The following is a 21,983-nucleotide window of genomic DNA, read 5'->3' as shown; positions in this document are numbered from 1 at the left end:
AGTGTGAAAAATAACCGAATATAGCGTGTCACGATTGCACTCTAGCTGGCTCTGGTTTTTCTGCAGACAGCATAGCAAAACTTTTAATCGTCGGAAGTAGCAGTTGCAAAGCCAAGTACACGACCGGAATAAACCACGAATAAACAACGAGAGTAATGCTCTGATCGTCGTAGATGCGTTGAATATCGTAAATACTTATCAATGCGACCCAAAACACCAACCAACCCATGTTAAATAAGTTTGTGCGAGGCTTGCTGTGTACCCATAATATAAAGAAAAACAAAAAGTAAAGTTCGCTGAACCTTACTGCCATCTCAGTACGAAACGAGTTGACCGATTGCATGCCCAAATAACCCAAATAGATAAACACAACGACAAATATGGCAAGATTGAGTTTGTGCAGAATACTACGGTAGCGTACTGATTTAATAGGATTTTTATCTATCCACGGCATAAAGAATAGAATCAGAATAGCTGATGCCATCGCCAATACCCCGTACCACGGATCGGGCACTGCCCGCAACACCGTATAAAACGGTGTGAAATACCAGAGCGGCGATATATGTTCTGGGGTTACTAAGGGATTGGCTTGTAGAAAATTATTGTGCTCTAGAAAGTAGCCACCCATCTCTGGTATATAAAATACAACGATGGAGAAGAATAGCAAAAATACAACAAGACCGAAAATATCTTTAACCGTGTAATAAGGATGAAACGGAATACCGTCAACTGGCACCCCATCAGAGTTTTTATTTTTTTTAATCTCTATGCCATCGGGATTATTAGAGCCGACCTCGTGCAGTGCCATAATATGCACGAATACCAAGCCGACCAAGATCAGCGGAAAAGCAATTACATGGAATGCAAAGAAGCGATTGAGGGTGGCATCGGACACCACATAGTCGCCGCGTATCCAAATCGCCAAGTCCTCACCTATATAAGGAATAGCACCGAACAGATTGATTATTACTTGCGCCCCCCAATAAGACATCTGTCCCCACGGTAATAAATAACCCATAAAGGCCTCTGCCATTAAGGCTAGGTAAATAAACATGCCAATAATCCATAGTAACTCACGCGGCCTCTTGAACGAACCATATATCAATGCCCGAAACATATGCAAATAGATAACGATGAAAAATGCCGACGCACCAGTTGAATGCATATAGCGAATCAACCAGCCCCATTCCACATCGCGCATAATATATTCAACCGACGCAAAAGCTTTTAGCGCATCAGGTTTATAGTGCATCGTCAGAAAAATACCAGTGACTATCTGTAGCACTAATACGAATAGCGCAAGCGAACCAAAGAAATACCAAAAGTTAAAATTCTTTGGTGCATAGTAGCCGGCAAGATGATCTTGCCAGAATTTACTAATCGGCAGACGCTCGTCTATCCAGCCCAGTAGACCGGTCGCCTTTTGCTCCATTACGCTTTCTCCTTCTCCGATTGGCCGATGATGATTTTATCATCGCTAGCATAATGGTATGGAGGTACTTCTAAATTTTTAGGTGCAGGGACACCACGATATACCCGTCCTGCCAAATCAAAACGCGAACCGTGGCATGCACAAAAGAAACCACCTTCCCATTTTGCTCCCAAATCGTCTGGGGCAACATCAGGTCGGTAGGTAGGAGAACACCCTAGATGGGTGCATATACCGACTAATACTAAAAACTCCGGCTTAATAGAACGATACTCGTTATGTGCATATTCCGGTTGTTGTGGTATGTCCGAATTAGGATCGCGTAGCTGCGGTTTGACATCTTTTAAGGTCTGCAACATCTGCTTGGTTCTATTCACCACCCAGATCGGCTTGCCACGCCACTCCTCGCGTATCATCCCGCCCGGCTCTATTCTCGTTAGATCAACTTCCACGGGTGCGCCGGCTGCTTGGGTTCTAGCACTGGGCTCCATAGATTTAACGAAAGGAACTGCGGTCATAACCATTCCTACTCCACCCACTATACTGGCACTAGAAGTTAAGAAACGCCGTCGCGTTTCATCAACTTTATCATCAACTTTATCATCATCTTTAGACATTTATTCGATTCTCTATCAATGTTCGTTACAATTTCTATTTCGGTTTCTATATTGAAATAGACTCATACAAGCTAGGCAGCCCGTATAAAGTTAACTGGGTTTGCAAAGCAAATTATTGTAGCATACTATGCCTTAAAAATGTATAAAAATAAACACTAAAAAGTCTTACCTCTATAGTTTAGGGGTAGATCAACTCAGATACCCAAGGTGTAGATATCTGTGCTGCACTCAACCCAATGTATAAAGGCGAAAGCACATAAGTACTACATCTTACGGAATAGGTTATCGTATTTTAGACTGCGACACCTTCCCACTCAGTAATAAAATCGTCGACATGAGCGGCGATGGCATCAGGTCTGTCTTCCAATACATAATGTCCGGCTCGTTCTATGAACTCAAGTCTCACTGGACCGGAGATAGCAGCCTTGAGCCGTATAGCAGATTCCTTAGGCATCCAAGCATCGTGTAATGCCCAGCAAATCATTGTCGGACAAGTAATCTGAGAATGATCTACCGTGAGTGTCTCTTGGTTGCCGGGCTGGCTACAAACCTTAACCAGTGACTTAAAGCCAGTTAAACCCGGTCCGCGCGCCCAAAACTGCAAGTAGTTTTGCTTGACATTTTGATCAGTAAAGGCAATTTTATCGTGGCTACCGGTACGCAATAGCATCCCGAAGTTTGCCGCCGCTTGCTGCATAGCCGCCTGCAAGGCTTCGTCACTGGCACCCACCAAGCCATTGAATGCTTCCACTTCCAAGACCGGCCAATAATCAAATGCAACCGGATTAATGAGTATCAACCGGCTAATATAGTCACAATATTTTGAAGCAAAAATTTGTGCAGCACCGCCACCGTGATCGTGCGCTAAAAGTATCACCTCCCCTTTGAGAGATAAAGCTTCAATTACCGCTTTAATCGCTTCAGCTTGATTGGTCAGAGTATGTTCAAATTTATCCAACGGCATATCAGACATGCCGTAACCAACCATATCCATCGCATAAGTCGTATAGTCATCTTTTAGATGTTCTTGCAAGTGGCGCCACAGGCGAGCATTTGTCGGAATCCCATGAACCATTAGCAAAGGAGTTTTTCCAACCCCTACTTTTTCAACATTAATTTTTAAGTCCAAATCATTGACTGTTATATTGACATCCATAATGCACCTCCTTCCATTTTAAGTTGCCAACTGTCATATAGCTAACTAGCATCTAGTATAACATGCTACGCCGATTGCCGAACTGGTCGACACACACTATGCAAATGTAATATAACTATATAAGACTGCTTAAAAAAATAGCTCTATCCTCTAGAACTATGACAGCAAAATAAAAATCTAAAGATATCGCAAGCCTCTTTGAGTTATGCGTCATACCTGAGATGTAAAACACTGCTTAAGATACAAATCAAGCATGCTAATATATACAGTATTATCACCAACAACGATAAATTGAAACCTTTAAGTCCGTTTTTATTACTGATTTTAATGCCGTGGCAACCTGCGGTTGCGCAAGAACCTTCTGCGCAAGAATCTTCATTGCCTTCTTGCACGCAGGACATAGCGGACACTGATGAAGATGGTGTGTCCGCAGCTATGGATATAGACAAAGATGGTGATGGTCTAATAGAACTGTGTAGCTTAGAGGGATTGGATGCGATGCGCTATCAGTCGGACGGTAGTGGCTATAAAGCGAGTGGCACCGCAACCCGGATAACGACAGGCTGTCCTCAGGATGGCTGTGATGGCTACGAGTTGGTTCGGAGTTTAGACTTTAACGATACTAATAGTTATGACAGTGAAAGCATTAGCATGGCATGGACGACAGGTACAGGATGGCTGCCGATAGGTACATTCAATGCGGTATTTGAGGGTAATGGACATACGATATCTAACTTAATGATAGATAGATCTTCTGATGATGTAGGTTTATTTGGTTATGTAGCAGGGACTAATGCTGCTATCACTAACATTGGTCTGCTAAATGTTAGTATTAAGGGAGGGAGCTTCACAGGCAGCTTAGTTGGTTTCAATCAGGTTAGCATTACGAACAGCTATGCGACCAGTGCTGTCATAGGGAACTTAGAAGAGGCAGGCGGCTTAGTCGGTTTCAATACCATTTTTGATGGCAGTGCTGGTATGATTACGAACAGCTATGCGACGGGTAATGTGATGGGAGGCTCTAGCGTAGGTGGCTTAGTCGGTAAAAATGGTGAAAATGATAGTAGTGGCACCATTACGAACAGCTATGCGACAGGTGCTGTGACAGGGAACGAACTGGTAGGCGGCTTAGTCGGTGATAATAGTGGCACCATTACGAACAGCTATGCGACGGGTAGTAATAATATAAACTTAGTTGTTAGTGATACTGGCACCATTATGAACAATCGGCATCTGTCCCTTAGGGAACTGCAATCGCCCACTACGGCAACTGGTATATATAGTCAATGGAGCACTGCAGACTGGGATTTCGGTACTGAAACACAATCCCCAAGACTGAAATATGTCGTAGGACTTGATACTAGCTACCCCGCCTGTGATACTGATCGGCAACCTAGCACTGAGCAACCCAGCACCAAGCAACCTAGCTGTGGTAGTTTATTACCTAATCAGCCTCGTGATCTCCGTGCACGAGTCAAGGTCTTTTTAGAGGGACCGCTACGCTGAACCTATAGCAACGGGTTTGGGGAGTTTTCATCAAAAAATCACTGCTATCAAGCGATCACCTTGAGATATTGCTGAGCAGCAAAGCTGATTGCCCCCTACCCTTTCATTTTACAAAGCTGTCACCATCTAATACGACGATAGATTATACAAATACTGATAGATCCGCATCAGCAGATTTTGTGACTAAAACTTTGTAGTCCTCTCAAACTACCCTTCCCTACAGCATCTAACATGGTGTCGTATAATATAAGTTCCATTTGCTAAACTGGCGTATCCCACTAAAAACATGGCAACTTATAATACAAACGATTTCAAGAACGGACTGAAAATTCTGCTCAATGGTAAACCACATACGATCATAGAAAATGAATGCATTGAGTACGACAAAGGTGTGTCAGTGGGTATGCAACGGCTATTGATGCGCATAGCAAGTGATAGATTGGCATTTTTTAGCATAGTTTTATTACTGATTTTAATGCTGTGTCAACCTGCGGTTGCGCAACAAACTTCGCTACCCTCTTGCACGCAGGACATAGCGGACACTGATGGCGACGGTGTGCCAGCAGCTATGGATATAGACAAAGATGGTGATGGCTTGATAGAACTGTGTAGCTTAGAGGGGTTGAATGCTGTACGCTATCAGCCGGACGGTAAAGGCTATCGACCGAGTATCGCCCCCACACCTCTAATAACAGCAGGTTGTCCTCAGGATGGCTGTCGTGGCTATGAGTTGGTTCGGAGTTTAGATTTTGAAGATGCTAACAGTTATGACAGTGGAAACATTAATACGGCATGGACTGCAGGTGAAGGATGGCTGCCAATAGGAATTATATCCGCCGATTTCAATGCAGTATTTGAAGGCAATGGTCATACGATATCTAACTTAATGATAGATAGATCTTCTGATGATACTATAGGTTTATTCGAAGAGACAGATAGCAATTCTAAAATTAGGAATATTGGTCTGCTCAATAATGTAGTCGCAGGAAATAATTTTGTGGGCAGTTTAGTCGGCTTCAATCAAGGTAGTATAGCGAACAGCTATGCGACGGGTGAGGTGATTGGGACTGGTAATGGGGTAGGCGGATTAGTCAGCGATAATCGTGGCACCATCACGAACAGCTATGCGACCGGTGTTGTGACTGGGAATACTACGATAGGCGGATTAGTCGGCGATAATAATAGTGGCACCATTACGAACAGTTATGCGACGGGTAATGTGAATGCACAGAGGAGAGCAGCAGGCGGCTTAGTCGGTCTCAACAGGAGTAGCATTACGAACACCTACGCGACGGGTGATGTAAGGGGAGAGCAAAATTTCGAGTTGGGCAAATTAGTCGGTAATAATGTTCGCACCATTACGAACAGCTATGCGACGAGGGATAATAATAATGCAATCACCTTAGTCGGTAGTATTGGCACCCGTGTGAACAGTATGCTTCAGACCATTGCGGAACTGCAGTCCCCTATTATGCCAACTGGTATATACAGTCAATGGAGCACGGCAAACTGGGATTTCGGTACTAAAACACAATACCCGGCACTGAAATATACCAGTGGATCCGATGACAACGACCCAGCCTGCGGTGCTGCTGGGCAACCTAGCTGTGATAGTTTATTGCCCAATCAATTTCCCGATCAATTTCCCACTCTTTTGGATACTCTCACGGTGACCAATCGTGAATTGGAGCCTGAGTTTAATCCGCAGACATTCTCCTATAATGTGATGCTGTCTGGTCAGGCAGTCGATTCAATAACACTGCAAGCAACGGCGCAACCAACGGCTACTATGGATAGTGTTATTACCATTAGTGGTAACAGCATACAAGAGCGAACTGTCACCAGTACCATTAGTCAAGATGTTCGTATAAACGAAGACGGTGACACCACGATTATGATTGAAGTGTCTGGACCAAATGGAAGATCAGCGGGAACCTATGTATTGACCGTGGTTCCACCCAGTAGTGATGCGAGCTTAAGTGGTTTAATGCTAACGCAAACGGATCGAACAACGATGATTCCACTGACTGAAGATTTCTCACCGACAACAACGACCTATACGGCGGAGGTAGCCAACAGGATAGCGCAAGTGCGAGTGATACCGACAGCAACACACCCTGAAGCGACTATCAGAGTGGATAGCATAGAGGTGGCGAATGAGCGTGCAAGTAATCCAATTAGATTAGCCGCAGGTGAAGTCACCATAATTACGATAGTAGTGACCGCCCAAGACACCACGATAAATACCTATACGATAGCAGTGAGCCGAGCGGCGAATAGTGATGCGACCTTAGCCAACTTAGCGGTGTCGGAAGGACAATTAACACCACTCTTCAGGAGTAATGAGGTGATTTATAGTGTGTCGGTAGTCAATGCGATACAAACGATAACAGTGACACCGACGGCAAATAATGTCAATGCGACTATCACAGTAGATGATGAGATAGTAGTGAGTGGTAGCGCAAGTAGAGCTATTAGCTTAACCGAAGGTGAAGTGACCACGGTTACGATTACGGTGACCGCACAAGATAGTACGATAAATACTTACACGATAGCAGTGAGCCGAGCGGTGAGTAGTGATGCGACCTTAGCTAACTTGGCAGTGTCGGAGGGAGAATTAAGCGAACCCTTTATGAGCACGGCAAGGACCTATACGGTATTGGTGGAAAATGATGTTGCGAGTCTAACCGTGACGCCGACGGCAAATAATGCCAATGCAACTATCACAGTAGATGATGAGACAGTAGTGAGTGATAGCGCAAGTAGAGCTATTAGCTTAACCGAAGGTGAAGTGACCACGGTTACGATTACGGTGACCGCACAAGATGGCACGATAAATACTTACACGATAACAGTGACCCGTGCGCCAAGCCGTGATGCGAGTTTAAGTAATTTAGTGCTAACACAAATGGATGGAATAACGATTATTCCACTGACTGAAGGTTTCTCACCGACAACAACGACCTATACGGCGGAGGTAGCCAACAGGATAGAACGAGTGCGAGTGAGGCCAACGAAGAGACATCCGAATGCAACTATCCAAGTGGCTAGTGAAACAGTGGCTAGTGGTAGAAGCAGTGGAGATATTGATCTAATCGAAAACGGAGTGACAATGATTACGGTTGTCGTCACTGCGCAAGATGGAGATACGATGGAGATTTACACGGTGGCTGTGACCCGTGCAGCGAGCAGTGATGCAAGTTTAAGTAATTTAGTGCTAACACAAGTGGATGGAATAACGATTATTCCACTGACTGAGACTTTTGCACCAACAACGACGACCTATACTGCGGAGGTAGCCAACATGGTCGCGCAAGTGAGAGTGATGCCGACAGCAACACACCCTGATGCGACTATCACAGTGGATAGCAACACGGTGGTGAACGATGATGGAGAGATTGATCTAACCGAAGGCGGAATGACAGTGATTACGATTGCCGTCACCGCACAAGATGGCAGAACCAATAGAACCTACGCGATAGCTGTGACCCGTCTAGGGAGCAGTGATGCGAGCTTAAGTGATTTGCAATTGATAGATGATAATCAGACAGTGATCAATATATTTCAAGAGTCAACGACAACCTATACGGTGAGTGTGCCAAATATGGTAACGCAAGTACGAGTGATGCCAACGGCGACTGAAGATGCTTTAGCAATGATTGCAGTGAGTGCTGTTAACTTTATCACAGAGACCGTCGCCAGTGGTTCAGCGACAGATGGATTTGTGTCATTAGGCGATATTGGTGAGGAGACCATGATAGATATAGTGGTGACAGCACCAGATAAAGTGACGCAGATAACTTATCGCGTATTTTTAATTCGTGCCGAGCTAGATGCGAGTAGTGATGCGAGCTTAAGGAATTTAGTGCTCAGGCAAACCGACAACACACTGATTCGATTGGTTGAGGATTTTGCACCAACAACGATGACCTATACGGCAGAAGTAGCCAACATGGTAGCCCAAGTACAGGTGATTCCAACAGCAAACCATCCGAATGCGGCTATCCGAGTGAATGATGTTCTAGTTTTAGAGGATGGTAGTAGAAATATTATTCTCACTGAAGGAGGTTTCACGCCGATTAAAATTGAAGTGACTGCAGAAGACAGGATTACATCTGAGACCTATACCGTGACTGTGCGCCGAGATCCGAGTACTGATGCGAGTTTAGGTAACTTGCAGCTAATACAAACAGATGGAACAACGATGATTCCATTGACTGAAGATTTCGCACCGACAACGACGACCTATAAGGTGGAGGTAGAGAACATGGTCGAGCAAGTGCGAGTGATGCCGACAGCAAAACACCCTGATGCGACTATCACAGTGGATAGCAACACGGTGGTGAACGATGATGGAGAGATTGATCTAACCGAAGGCGGAGTGACAACGATTACGATTGTCGTAACTGCGCAAGATAAACAGACTACAGAGACTTACACAGTGGCTGTGACCCGTGCACCAAGCCGTGATGCAAGTTTAAGTAATTTAGTGCTAAAACAAATGGATGGAACAACGATTATTCCACGAACTGAGACTTCTGCGCCGACAACGACGACCTATACGGCGGAGGTAGCCAACAGGGTAGCGCAAGTACAGGTGATTCCAACAGCAAACAATCCGAATGCGACTATCACAGTGAATGGAATAGGGCTAGCTAGTGGTCGTGCAAGTCAGTTTATTGACTTAAACGACGAAGGGACCACGATTATGGTCGTAGTAACCGCCCAAGACGGCAACACGATGGAGACCCACACGATAACAGTGAGTCGAGTGTCGGATCTTCGTGTTCGAGTCAAGGTCTTTTTGGAGGGACCGTTACGTTGAGCCTATAGCAACGGGTTTGGGGAGTTTTCATCAAAAGATATGCCCTATCAAACGATTATCTTGAGGTATTGGTGAGCAGCAAATCTGATTGACTCCCCTTTCATTTTGCTATACTTCCGCCATCTAATACGATGATAGATCATACAAATACTGATAGATCCTCACCAGCAGATTCTGTGACTAAAACTTTCTAGTGCCCTCAAACGACCCTTCCCTACAGCGTCTAACAGAGTGTCGTATAATAGAAGTCTCATTTGCTAAACTTGCGTATCCAATAATAAACACATGGCAACTTATAATACAAACGATTTCAAGGGTGGATTGAAAATCCTACTCAATGGCGAACCCCATACGATTATAGAAAATGAATTCGTTAAACCCGGCAAAGGGCAAGCATTCAATCGTACCAAACTAAAGAATTTAATTTCCGGCAAACTGATAGATAAAACTTTCAAGTCTGGCGAGAGCGTCGCAGCTGCCGATGTGATCGAACTGAAGATGAGTTATCTATACACCGACGGACAACAGTGGCATTTTATGGATAACGAAAACTACGAACAATACGCAGCACCACGCAGTGCGGTTGAACAAGCTGCACCGTGGATTAAGGAGCAAGATCTATGCGAGATAACCCTATACAATAAGCAGCCTATATTAGTGGTGCCACCCAATTTTGTTGAGCTTAAAGTAATAGAGACCGAACCTGGTATTCGCGGCGACACGGTCAGCGGTGCAACCAAACGAGCAGTGCTTGAAACCAGAGCGACTATCAAGGTTCCTTTGTTCGTAAACGAAGGTGATGTTTTGAAAATAGACACCAGAAGTGGCGAGTATATAAGCCGCATCAAAGATTGAGACTAAGCCGAGTAGTCAGTCAAACACTTTATCTCTTTGAAATACACATCTAAGGCTACATCGCCGACACCCGAACAACGACTCAATATACAAAGCCGATTGCTTGCCGCAACCCATGCTTTTTTCCGTGAACGCAATGTGCGAGAGGTGATTACACCATGTCTAGTCTCATCAGCACATAGTGAGCCCGACATAGTGAGCTTCGATGTTGATGCAAAACAACAGCTCAGAAATTCTCCTGAATACGAAATGAAGCGATTGCTGATGACTGCACAAACCGACATCTACCAAATTGCCCCAGTGTTTAGAAAAGGTGAATACGGCAACCAACACCGACCGGAGTTTGTGATGTTGGAGTGGTATCGCTTGGGTTGGAACTACCATCGATTAATGGAAGAATGTTTAAGCTATCTAAGAGCTATGATAGCGAACCGCATGATGAAAATATACCCGCTTTCGTACAAGCAACTTTTCCAGCATAGTTTTGATTGTGACCCGTTTAATTGCGACACTGAGGTTTTGCTTAATGCAGCACGCGATTTAGGTTATCAAAGTTCTACACAAAACCGCCGCGAGTGCTTGGATTTTCTATTTGACACAGCAAGCACCCGCTATAGTGGTGGCGAGCATCCGAACACATTGATTGCAGTTTACGACTTTCCGATTGAGCAGTCGTCTTATGCATGTATTTCACCGCGTCAGGTTGCCGAGCGATTTGAGATCTTCTTAAATGGTATAGAATTAGCTAACGGCTACAGTGAATTAACCCAAGTTGAGGATTATCACAGACGCATACAATTACACAACCGAACACGACAGACCGAATTATCGACACCTATTTCTATAGACGAAGACTTTATGCAAACATTGGAAAAAAACGGCATGAGAGAATGTGCCGGTGTGTCGGTGGGCATGCAACGGTTATTGATGTGCATAGCACAAGTAAGCAATATAGCACAAATCAGTTTATTATAAGCACTATGAAAGAGTTTCCTACCATTGCCGATTTTATAGGTCATACCCCACTGGTACGCCTGCAGCGCATGGCAGCGAATAGCAGTAGCCAAGTGCTGGCTAAACTGGAAGGCAATAACCCGGCAGGATCGGTAAAGGATCGGCCGGCTTTCGGCATGATCACTGAAGCTGCCGCTCGCGGTGACATTAAGGTCGGCGATACTTTAATAGAGGCAACTAGCGGCAACACTGGCATCGCATTGGCGATGGCTGCCGCGATACAAGGTTATCGTATGATTTTGATTATGCCTGAGAGTATGAGCCTTGAGCGTCGAGCTTGCATGAAAGCCTACGGTGCCGAAATTATTTTGGTCTCAGACGAACAAGGCATGGAAGGTGCGCGTGATTTAGCTGATGAGATGGGTGCACAAGGCAAGGGCAAAGTGCTAAACCAATTCGCTAACTCTGACAACCCTTTATCGCATTATCGTACAACCGGCCCAGAGATTTGGGACGCCAGTGACGGACGGGTCACACATTTCGTCAGTTCTATGGGTACCACCGGCACGATAGTCGGAGTGTCGCGCTTTCTAAAGAGCAAAAACCCAAATATAGAGATTATTGGCGTGGAACCCGCCGAAGGTTCTAAAATACCCGGCATACGCGCCTGGCCGCCAGCTTATCAGCCTAAAATCTTTGACGCTGCGTGTGTTGATCGCATGCTTACGGTATCGCGCGAAGAAGCAGAAAATATTATGCGCCGCTTAGCTAAAGAAGAAGGCTTATTCAGTGGCATATCGTCGGGTGGCTGCATACACGCAGCGCTACGCGTTGCCAACGAAGCAGCAGACAGAATCGTTGTTGCGATTATCTGCGATCGTGGCGATCGTTATATCTCTACTGGAGTTTATCCTAGTTGAATGGCAATGAGCACACTAATTTTTGATATTGAAACGATACCTGATGCCGACAGTGGACGACGACTGCACGACTTTAAGGATCTATCCGACGCCGATGTAGTGAGGGCATTGGAGCAGCTACAGTATCAAAAAAACGGTTCCACCTTCATGCCTCATTATCTACATAAAATTATCGTTATCTCCTTGATACATATATCCGAGCAGGATATTAAGATCTGTTCCCTCAAAGGTGAAGAAGACGAAATAGTAAAACAATTTTTCAAAGGGTTGGCAAAATATACACCGCAGCTGGTCAGCTGGAACGGCAAACGCTTTGATCTGCCGGTGCTGCACTACCGTAGCTTATTACACAAAGTTGCCGCCCCTGAGTATTGGGAAATCGGCGATAATATTAACAATTTTCGCTATAACAATTATTTCAACCGCTATCACTGGAGGCATCTGGATTTAATGGATGTTTTAGCCGGCTACGATACCTATGCGGCAGCACCGCTAGATAAAATCTCCAAGCTAATTGGTACACCGGGCAAAGGAGGCGTAGACGGCAGTCAAGTATGGGATTTTTATCAGCAAGGAAAATTGGATGAAATCGTAAACTATTGCGAAACTGATGTAGTCAACACCTATCTGGTTTACCTTCGTTTTCAATTAATACGTGGCAAACTCACCCACCAAAAACACGACGACCACTGCCAGCAACTCTATCAGCTACTGGAAAATTACCAACACCTACAGCATTTTATTGAATAACATCTGCTGTTACCTGCTGTGTTAGTAAGTATGAATGGCTTTGCCCAATCTCAGTGATGCTCGATGTTAATATCTTTTTTTGATACGCAGTTGTTCGAGTATCCTATCCGATAGATCAGTTAATCCAGACATCCAGCCGCGTCGTTCATCGGCAGCGAGTTGCGCCAATCCTTTGATGTTGGACGCCGCATAAGCCGGGTAATTATACTCCAGAACTCTGAGCGTATCCTCGGCGAGGTCGTTGTAGCCTATGCTACTATAGGCTCGGGCCATTAGTAGCAAACCATCGGGGGTATGTTGCGCACCGTCGTATCTTTCCAACATATATTTCATACGGTTAATCGTTGCCACATAGCTTCCTTGTCTATAATAAAATAGACCGATACGAATCTCGTGCACTGCCAGCATATTGCGCAACACCACCAAGCGTCTTCTTGCTTCCTCGCGATACTCGCTGTTGGGAAAACGCTGATACAAAGTTTTGAAAGCGAAAAATGAGTCTTCTAACGGTTTGGAGTCTCTTGCAGTGCGGTCGCGAGGAATAATGAAATCTAAAAAGTGCTTACCGTAATTAAAATACGACAAGCCTTCCAAGTAATAAGCATAATCCAAGTGACGGTGGTTAGGGTTGTTTTTTATAAATTGAGCAGCCATCGTAGCCGCAGCTTCGGTTTGATCCGATTTATAGTTTGCATAAGCGGTCTCAAGTAACGCAGCGTTGGCAAAAGGACTGAAGGGATAATTTTTTTCCAGTTGCTCGTACTTCTCCAAAGCCGCCGCATAATTGCCCTTTTCTAAACTGCTTCTAGCCGTACGATAAATAGTCTCGGCTTCCTCTTCCTCGCTCTTGTCGTCAAACCAAGCGCAACCAGTGACAATCGTGCTGAGGCTTACTAAGACCGTTAAAAATATATATGATAAGCGCATCTCTCACAGTAGAATATTATTGTTGCTATTATATATCTCTTATTATGTCCGATAAAAAATTAATTGCTACACTATCTGAAAACTACGCAGGATTGCGTTTGGATAAAGCACTAGCTGAATTATTTACCGATTACTCACGCAGCTTTCTGCAACATTGTCTAGTAGATGGCTTAATCCGAGTCAACGGAAATACTGCTGAAGCCGACACTAAGGTGACGGGTGGCGAACAAGTCACTTTCATGCTACCGCAAGCTGAACCGTCAACAGCGGTCGGCGAGGCACTACCCCTAAATATTGTTTACGAAGATGCACACCTCATTATCGTCAATAAACCAGCCAATATAGTCGTCCATCCAGCCGCCGGCCATCGTTGTGGTACTTTGCTGAATGCTCTGCTACATCATTGCCCGTCTCTGGAGACACTACCTCGCGGTGGCATTGTACATCGCCTTGATAAAGATACTAGTGGCTTATTGGTGATAGCTAAAACCCGAGCATCTCATTTTAATTTGGTCAGCCAACTACAACACAAAGAAATAGAACGCCATTATATTGCACTGGCACGCGGACAGTTTATTAGCAGTGGCAAAATAGATGCACCCATAGGTCGCCACCCTACCGACCGTAAGCGCATGGCGGTGCGACAAAGTGATGGTAAAACAGCGATTACCCACTATCGCATCGCCCATCAATATACTACGCACACCCGACTGGACATCACACTGGAAACCGGCCGCACCCATCAAATCCGCGTACATCTATCGCATATACATCATCCGTTATTCGGCGACCCGCTATACGGTGGGCGCCACTATCGGATCAAAGGCTGGCAACCATCGCAATTAGATCGCCTGAGCACATTCAATAGACAGGCGCTGCACGCCGCACGATTATTGTTAAAACATCCGCACAGCGGTGCGTTATGCAGTTATCACGCCGAACTGCCCGACGATATGCAGCGATTATTTGCACTGTTTGATGAAAATGAACAACACACACCAGGCTGACGATTATTTTGCCGACGGTTTTTTATGGCCGAATTGGCCGCTGCCGAAACGCGTAAAAGCCTGTATAACGACACGACTAGGTGGTCATAGCTTACCGCCATACGACGAAATGAATTTGGCATTGCATGTCGGAGATGATCCTCTGCAGGTGCTGAAAAACCGCAATACACTGAAAGAGCGCCTGAACTTACCCACTGAACCGGCCTGGCTTGAACAGGTACACGGCAATCAAGTTGTCGTCGTTGAAAAAAACACCTTCCCTAGTCGTGCCGATGCCGCTATCAGTTTTGAGAGCGGTCGGGTTTGTGCGGTAATGGTGGCTGACTGCTTGCCAGTATTGTTCTGTAATCAGCAAGCGACACGAGTCGGCGTCGCACACGCTGGCTGGCGTGGTTTAGCTGCCGGTATTATTGAGAATACGGTAGCAGCATTGAACTGCGCCCCCGCACAGCTTTACGCTTTTTTAGGACCAGCGATTGGTGCGGACGCTTATCGCGTCGGTGATGAGGTGCGCGATGCATTCATCAGCGAACATCGACGAAATGCATTATGCTTTTTACCAGATAATTGCGGTGCGTGGATGGCTAATTTATATCAGCTCGCACGATTAAAACTGCAACGCGTCGGTGTAACAAATATCAGCGGCGGCTCGCACTGTACTTACTACAACCGCAAACATTTTTTCTCTTATCGCCGCGACGCAAAGTGTGGAAGGATGGCGGCACTAATCTACTTACAAGCTACTTGAAAATAATCATCCGAGCGCCATATTAAAACGACGGAGGTTAATATGCGTTTTGATAAACTAACCAATCGCTTTCAAACAGCACTGCAAGATGCACAATCGTATGCACTGAATCATAATCATCAGTTCATCGAGCCATTGCATTTATTGCATCAGATGCTAAACGAGGACAACAGCACAGTGGTGCGTTTGCTAGCACAATGCGCCAACGATATGGATGCATTAAAAAACCGCATAGAAAGCGAAATAGCTAAGCTACCCACCGTTGAAGGTGCACCCGGTGAAGTGCATATTTCCAACGATTTATCAAAAGTGCTTAACATCTGCGAGCAGCTAGCGGGACAATACAAAGATAGTTATATTGCATCGGAATTATTACCACTGGCATTGTTAAAAGCCAAGGCTAAGGAAGAGCGTTTGCTCGCTGAATACGGTGTGCATATCACTAATTACGAACAAGTACTGCAGCAAATCAGAAACGGCGAGACCGTCGCCGACGCCAATGCCGAAGAGCAGCGAGAAGCACTACAGCGTTACACTCAAGACCTAACCGAAAGTGCGCGAGCCGGTAAACTAGATCCGGTAATTGGACGCGACGACGAAATACGCCGCGTTGCACAAGTACTACAGCGTAGAACTAAAAATAACCCTGTATTGATAGGTGAACCAGGGGTTGGCAAGACCGCAATCGTTGAAGGATTAGCATTGCGCATCGTCAACCGCGAAGTGCCTGAAGGCTTAATGGGTAAGCGGTTACTCAGTTTGGATATGGCGGCGTTAATAGCCGGCGCAAAATATCGCGGCGAGTTTGAAGAACGACTCAAAGCGGTGCTAAAAGAATTACAGCAAGAAGCCGGCAATGTAATACTCTTTATCGACGAGTTGCACACGATGGTGGGTGCTGGCAAAAGCGAAGGCTCGATGGATGCCGGCAATATGTTAAAACCGGCATTGGCGCGTGGTGAACTACGCTGCTTGGGCGCAACGACACTAAATGAATACCGCCTCTATGTCGAAAAAGACGCCGCATTGGAGCGTCGTTTTCAAAAAGTGCTAGTAGATGAACCGAGCATCGAAGACACCGTTGCTATATTGCGCGGCTTAAAAGAACGCTACGAGGTACATCACGGTGTAGAAATTACAGACCCGGCGATTATCGCTGCTACCCGACTATCGCATCGCTACATCAGCGATCGGCAACTGCCTGATAAAGCAATAGACCTGATAGATGAAGCAGCAGCACGCATACGCATGGAGATAGACTCTAAACCTGAGCGTATGGATAAGCTCGATCGCCGCTTAATACAGCTAAAGATAGAACGCGAAGCATTGAGCAAAGAAAACGACGATGCTTCTAAAAAACGGCGTACAGATCTAGACGATGAAATAACCGAACTGGAAAAGGAATATGCCGATTTGGAAGACATCTGGAAAGCTGAAAAAGCAGCGATGCAAGGCACGACAACGATTAAAGAGGAACTGGAACAAGCGCGCATTGCGCTCGATGCAGCACGCCGGGAAAGCGATTTGACACTCATGTCCGAGTTGCAATACGGCAAGATTCCAGAACTTGAAAAGCGACTGGCCGCTACTCGCAGCGAACCACAAACAGCCGATGCGCAAGCAACGCATTTGCTGCGTAGCAGAGTGACCGAAAACGAAATAGCCGATGTCGTATCTAAATGGACTGGTATACCCGTGAGCCGTATGCTACAAAGCGAAAAAGAAAAATTACTGCACATGGAAGAACACCTGAGTCGCAGAGTTATCTCACAGCAACAAGCGATTACCGCAGTATCACAAGCGACCCGCCGTGCTCGTGCTGGGTTGGCTGACCCCAATCATCCCAGCGGTTCTTTTATGTTCTTAGGACCTACCGGCGTAGGCAAAACTGAGTTATGCAAAGCACTCGCAGCTTTTCTATTTGATAACGAACAAGCGATAGTTAGGCTGGACATGTCAGAGTTCATGGAAAAACATTCGGTTGCTCGCATGATAGGTGCGCCGCCTGGTTATGTGGGCTACGAACAAGGCGGTTATTTAACTGAAGCAGTGCGTCGGCGACCTTACTCAGTCGTCCTATTGGATGAAATAGAAAAAGCACATCCTGAAGTTTTCAATATACTATTGCAGGTCTTGGATGACGGCCGCCTCACTGATGGGCAAGGTCGCACTGTAGATTTTAGAAATACCGTTATCGTCATGACCTCCAACTTAGGTAGCGATCTGATACAGGAAAAATCTGACGCCGACTACGATGAGATTCGTCAAGCAGTTATGCAGATAGTGCAGAAGAGTTTTAGACCTGAGTTTGTCAATCGTATAGATGAAATTTTAGTCTTCCATTCGTTAAATCTAGCAGACATAAAAAATATCTGCACGATACAAATAGAACAACTCAGAGAGCGTTTAAGTGCTCACGAGCTCAAATTAGAAATCAGTGATGCAGCTATTGACCAATTGGCGCAACACGGTTTCGATCCCATGTACGGTGCCCGTCCACTTAAACGAACCATACAGCACGAGTTGGAAAATCTACTGTCGGAGAAACTACTCAAAGGTGATTATGTCGCCGGCGATACCATTAAAATTGACATCGTAGACAACCGCCTAGATGTGTTACAGCACTAATGGCATAACAACAACTACTGCCCGATTCTTTATTAAGAAAGTATTAGCTTAGCGAGTTGTCTGCTGTTTTTAGAATCATCTCTAAGCAACAAACAGTGTATCACAAAAACTTCGCCCTGCCCTATCGCCATATCCTAAAGGCAGCAAACCAGAAGTATGGAGTCGTCCCTACCGTTTAGTATAATCGTAACAGCTGATAGGATAGCGGCGCTCTCTGCCGAAAGCTCGCGGGGTGATTTTAGGACCTGGAGGCGCTTGGCGGCGTTTGTACTCGCTGGCGAGTACGGTTTGCCATACCTTTAACACTAAGTCGGGCGCATAGCCCTCGGCTATCAGTGCTTCAACACCCACATCACTGTCGATCATTCTCTTTAGTATCGGATCTAGGACTTCGTATGGCGGTAAACTGTCGGTATCCAGTTGCCCTTCAGCCAATTCAGCAGTCGGTGGACGCTCTATTATCCGCTGCGGAATAATAATATCGTCTCTATTATAGTAGTGTGCGAGTTGATAAACCGTAGTTTTATAGACATCTTTAAGCGGTGTATAAGCACCTACCGAGTCACCGTAGAGCGTGGTGTAGCCCATTGCAATTTCGCTTTTGTTTGAAGTTCCAACAACCATAAGTTGATGTTTATTCGCTATTGCCATCAACAAGTTACCGCGCAGACGTGCTTGTATGTTCTCTTCGGTTTTATCCGGTGGCAAATCTCCAAACACTGGTTTGAGTGTTCGTTTCATCGTCTCGTATAAGTCAGTAATTGGAATTTCATAGATTGTCACACCCAGTTTGTTGGCTAAGCTGTGCGCATCTTCGATACTGCTTTGCGCAGTATATTGTGAGGGTATCATCACTGCGCGTACCTGAGGAGCTCCTAGAGCCTCAACCGCAATCACTAAACTAAGTGCCGAGTCGATGCCGCCCGACAAACCGATAATTACACCGGCGGCGTTGTTGTCTGCAATATAATCTTTGAGCCCCATAGTCATGGCACGAGCAATGCAGGCAACTGAGGATAGCGGCGGCGCTTGGTGTCCGCTAGATAATTGGTGTCTATCAACTTCCAGAAAATAGACATCGGACTCAAAAGCCGCAGCGCGCAGAATATTTTCACCGCTAGCGGATATGACTCTACTATCACCGTCAAAGACTAGTTCATCCTGCCCGCCCACGCGATTGAGATAAACGATGGGTGTTTTAACTTGAGCCACCCGTTCTAGTAATACTTGTTGACGTGTTGTCTGCTTGTCTGTATCAAAAGGCGATGCATTGATATTGACTATCAGATCTGCATTTGACTGCACAGTTTCCAAAGCCGGAGTGGAATGCCAGATATCTTCACAAATCGTCACACCTATTGATAAATCGTCGACCTTGAATACATAGCTGTGATTGCCGCGTGTAAAATGTCGCGATTCATTGAACACGCTGTGATTGGGTAGTTGTCGCTTGTAATAACAATGCACAATGCGTTGTCCAGATAGATGCACGGCGGCGTTGTATAGTGTGCCGTTCTCCTGCCACGGTGCGCCGACTATAACATCTATATCAGCAGGACATTGTGCTGCCAAGTAATCAACCGCTTGCGCTATCTTGGTCAGAAAATCGTTGCGCAGTAGTAAATCGTCGGCTGGATAGCCACTGATTGCCATTTCTGGAAATAATACCAGCCGTGCATGTTGCGCGTGTGCTTCTTCTATGGCTGCTAATATACGGCGCGTATTGCCGTCTATATCAGCCATTTTGTAGGAATGTTGTACTAAAGCAATGCGCATTTTTAAGCTCCGAACGCTCGTTTATCGGAAATATGATACCGTTCATTTTTTTGTCGCGGCAAGTGGCGAGTATAAGCGAATAATAGAGCTATAAACTTTATAGGAGAATTGGTCATGAAAATAGCAGGTTTTACATTAATAGAGCTGATGATTGCCATAGCTATTGTCGGCATACTGTTGTCTTTGGCTATACCGACTTATCAAGATTATACTGTGCGCGCTAAAATTTCCGAAGCTATGAACATTGCGAGTGCGTTAAAGGTTATGGTATCGGAGTACTATATCACAATGGCAGAATTGCCCGACAATGCCGAGATCGCAGGAATAGATACTACTTTTAGTAGCGAATATCTCTCTGCGGTAGACTACCGCAAGGAGGGAGACACAGATAGCAAGGGAATCATTGCGCTTATTTTATCAGCGAATGTCTCGCAAGAAGTTGCCGGCAAAGCATTGTTGTTAACAGCTATACCCAAAGCAGGATCGCTACACTGGGTCTGTAGTAGCGACCGTAGCGTAGCGCAACCAATAGAGTCTAAGTATTTGCCATCTAACTGTCGTTGAGACAGTGCAAGCCTCATCGCAATTATTTAAGTGGCGCGGCATCACTGCCGAAGGTCGCCACATCACCGGCTTACAGGTTGCCGAAGACGAAAGTCTGCTGATGCAACACTTAGAAAATCAAGGTATTATTTTGCTAAATGCCCGACGCGATCCTCGGATGCCTAAGCTGGATAACAAATCCTTAGTCTTTTTGATGAAACGACTAGCAACTTTATTGGATGCTGGCTTGCCGATTGATGCATCTCTGCAACTACTCTACGAACAGGCACCCACCAAACTAAAAGCAGTATTTGCACGATTGATACACTGCATCAACGCTGGGCTAAGCCTATCCGAAAGTCTAAAACCGCATTTGCATAGCCGCCAACTCTATCTGAGTTATATCATCCGCATCGGAGAAGACAGCGGTAAATTGGTCTTATTGCTCAACGAGCTTGTGACACAAAAAGAAAAACAAGCACTTGCATTGCAGCGATTAAGACGAGCGTTGGCTTATCCCTCGTTGGTGATGGGAGTAGCGGTTGCGGTGATGGTGCTATTACTAAAAACAGTGGTGCCGCAATTTGAAAAAAGCTATGCGATGCTCGGCGGTGCACTGCCCAGCTACACGCAACTGACCTTGGATATTGCCGACTGGCTGGAACAATACGGCACTGTATCGTTACTCGTGCTGATAGTGATTTATGCGATCGGACTACTGCTACACCGTACGGTTGCAGTGTTTAGGTATATAACATCGTATATTTGTTTAAGGCTCCCGCTGTGCGGTGCTCTCAGACGCAGTTATTTGCAGAGCTTTTTTGCCGGCACTTTGGGCTTAGCTTATCAGGCTGGAATTCCTATAGATCGGGCGATGCAATGGTTACCAGCAACGACACACGATATGGTATTCAAAAGTGCTTTAGAACAACTAAAATATGACCTAATCAAAGGTGTCAGTTTGTATGCAGCTATTTATAAAATAGACTTCTTTGAACCGTTTCTAAAACAGATGATTCGCATAGGCGTAGATAGCGGTCAACTGAGCGAGTCTTTATGCCAAATTGCAACTTATTATAACGATCGCTTTGATACCGAAATGCAAAGTATCATGCGCTGGATGGAACCAACATTGATCTGTGCGGTAGCTGCGGTGGTTGGTTGGATTATTGCTGCGATGTATATTCCTATATTCACCTTTGGCTTTTCATTATAGGAATAGCATCCTTGTATAATGCCAGAAACAGGTATATTTAGATTCGGCTGATTTTATTGTAAGCTAAACGCTTGGGCATATGCAATGCCTGGGAAGCCAGAGGTGACACACTGATGCCAGATATGA

General features: G+C 45.4%; 16 protein-coding genes. 11 read left to right on the top strand and 5 right to left on the bottom strand.

The genetic code is table 11. The annotated features are described in order from the left end of the window. Nucleotides 1–28: 28 nt before the first annotated feature. From GDA45_06925 to GDA45_06915, 3 genes are all read right to left on the bottom strand, one after another. The gene (locus tag GDA45_06925; protein ID MBC6414595.1) at nucleotides 29–1,432 is read right to left on the bottom strand and encodes a cytochrome b N-terminal domain-containing protein; all 1,404 of its coding nucleotides are present in this window, start codon (nucleotides 1,430–1,432) and stop codon (nucleotides 29–31) included. Continuing rightward, on the bottom strand, nucleotides 1,432–2,046 hold the full coding sequence (gene petA / locus GDA45_06920) for a ubiquinol-cytochrome c reductase iron-sulfur subunit (protein MBC6414594.1): 615 nt from the start codon (nucleotides 2,044–2,046) through the stop codon (nucleotides 1,432–1,434). The genes GDA45_06925 and petA overlap by 1 nt, the downstream gene beginning before the upstream one ends. A gap of 292 nt (nucleotides 2,047–2,338) precedes the next feature. After that, nucleotides 2,339–3,202 (bottom strand): alpha/beta hydrolase, encoded by an 864-nt coding sequence (locus tag GDA45_06915; protein ID MBC6414593.1) that lies wholly within the window; start codon nucleotides 3,200–3,202, stop codon nucleotides 2,339–2,341. Between the two features lie 291 nt (nucleotides 3,203–3,493). Between GDA45_06915 and GDA45_06910 the strand changes: the two genes are divergently transcribed. The 6 genes from GDA45_06910 to GDA45_06885 all read left to right on the top strand — a co-directional run bounded on the left by GDA45_06910 (nucleotide 3,494) and on the right by GDA45_06885 (nucleotide 13,012). Continuing rightward, complete coding sequence (locus tag GDA45_06910; GenBank protein ID MBC6414592.1) at nucleotides 3,494–4,708, top strand: hypothetical protein; 1,215 nt, start codon at nucleotides 3,494–3,496, stop codon at nucleotides 4,706–4,708. A 286-nt stretch (nucleotides 4,709–4,994) separates the two neighbouring features. Continuing rightward, complete coding sequence (locus GDA45_06905) at nucleotides 4,995–9,533, top strand: cadherin-like beta sandwich domain-containing protein (GenBank protein ID MBC6414591.1); 4,539 nt, start codon at nucleotides 4,995–4,997, stop codon at nucleotides 9,531–9,533. A 285-nt stretch (nucleotides 9,534–9,818) separates the two neighbouring features. Beyond that, nucleotides 9,819–10,388 carry an elongation factor P gene (gene efp, locus GDA45_06900; protein MBC6414590.1) on the top strand — a complete coding sequence of 190 codons (570 nt, stop codon included), beginning with the start codon at nucleotides 9,819–9,821 and terminating at the stop codon, nucleotides 10,386–10,388. 36 nt (nucleotides 10,389–10,424) lie between these two features. Continuing rightward, complete coding sequence (locus tag GDA45_06895) at nucleotides 10,425–11,363, top strand: hypothetical protein (GenBank protein ID MBC6414589.1); 939 nt, start codon at nucleotides 10,425–10,427, stop codon at nucleotides 11,361–11,363. Between the two features lie 5 nt (nucleotides 11,364–11,368). Next, nucleotides 11,369–12,262 carry a cysteine synthase CysM gene (gene cysM, locus GDA45_06890; GenBank protein ID MBC6414588.1) on the top strand — a complete coding sequence of 298 codons (894 nt, stop codon included), beginning with the start codon at nucleotides 11,369–11,371 and terminating at the stop codon, nucleotides 12,260–12,262. A gap of 6 nt (nucleotides 12,263–12,268) precedes the next feature. Beyond that, on the top strand, nucleotides 12,269–13,012 hold the full coding sequence (locus tag GDA45_06885; GenBank protein ID MBC6414587.1) for a 3'-5' exonuclease: 744 nt from the start codon (nucleotides 12,269–12,271) through the stop codon (nucleotides 13,010–13,012). A 66-nt stretch (nucleotides 13,013–13,078) separates the two neighbouring features. Here GDA45_06885 and GDA45_06880 read toward each other — a convergent pair whose 3' ends face one another. After that, nucleotides 13,079–13,939, bottom strand: coding sequence for an outer membrane protein assembly factor BamD (locus GDA45_06880; protein ID MBC6414586.1), 861 nt, complete (start codon nucleotides 13,937–13,939; stop codon nucleotides 13,079–13,081). A gap of 44 nt (nucleotides 13,940–13,983) precedes the next feature. Between GDA45_06880 and rluD the strand changes: the two genes are divergently transcribed. The 3 genes from rluD to clpB are packed head-to-tail and all read left to right on the top strand — an operon-like array spanning nucleotide 13,984 to nucleotide 18,322. Then, entirely contained in the window at nucleotides 13,984–14,946 is a 963-nt protein-coding gene (gene rluD / locus GDA45_06875) for a 23S rRNA pseudouridine(1911/1915/1917) synthase RluD (protein MBC6414585.1), read from the top strand. After that, the gene (pgeF, locus tag GDA45_06870) at nucleotides 14,924–15,694 is read left to right on the top strand and encodes a peptidoglycan editing factor PgeF (protein ID MBC6414584.1); all 771 of its coding nucleotides are present in this window, start codon (nucleotides 14,924–14,926) and stop codon (nucleotides 15,692–15,694) included. Before rluD ends, pgeF begins: the two co-directional genes overlap by 23 nt. Nucleotides 15,695–15,736: 42 nt before the next feature. Further along, nucleotides 15,737–18,322, top strand: coding sequence for an ATP-dependent chaperone ClpB (clpB, locus tag GDA45_06865; GenBank protein ID MBC6414583.1), 2,586 nt, complete (start codon nucleotides 15,737–15,739; stop codon nucleotides 18,320–18,322). Nucleotides 18,323–18,490: 168 nt separating this feature from the next. Here the strand turns inward: clpB and GDA45_06860 are convergent, their stop codons facing one another. Continuing rightward, nucleotides 18,491–20,098 carry an NAD+ synthase gene (locus GDA45_06860; protein ID MBC6414582.1) on the bottom strand — a complete coding sequence of 536 codons (1,608 nt, stop codon included), beginning with the start codon at nucleotides 20,096–20,098 and terminating at the stop codon, nucleotides 18,491–18,493. 114 nt (nucleotides 20,099–20,212) lie between these two features. On the opposite strand from GDA45_06860, the gene GDA45_06855 reads away from it, so the two are divergent. Together GDA45_06855 and GDA45_06850 are read left to right on the top strand one after the other, a co-directional pair. Then, complete coding sequence (locus GDA45_06855; GenBank protein MBC6414581.1) at nucleotides 20,213–20,662, top strand: pilin; 450 nt, start codon at nucleotides 20,213–20,215, stop codon at nucleotides 20,660–20,662. A 4-nt stretch (nucleotides 20,663–20,666) separates the two neighbouring features. Next, nucleotides 20,667–21,857: a type II secretion system F family protein gene (locus GDA45_06850; protein MBC6414580.1), complete on the top strand. Its 1,191-nt coding sequence runs from the start codon at nucleotides 20,667–20,669 to the stop codon at nucleotides 21,855–21,857. Nucleotides 21,858–21,983: the final 126 nt, after the last annotated feature.

The organism is Chromatiales bacterium, assembly GCA_014323925.1.
GTDB lineage: Bacteria > Pseudomonadota > Gammaproteobacteria > Poriferisulfidales > Oxydemutatoraceae > SP5GCR1.
The sequence above is the reverse complement of the archived record's forward strand: the minus strand, read 5'-3'. Positions and strand labels throughout refer to the sequence as shown.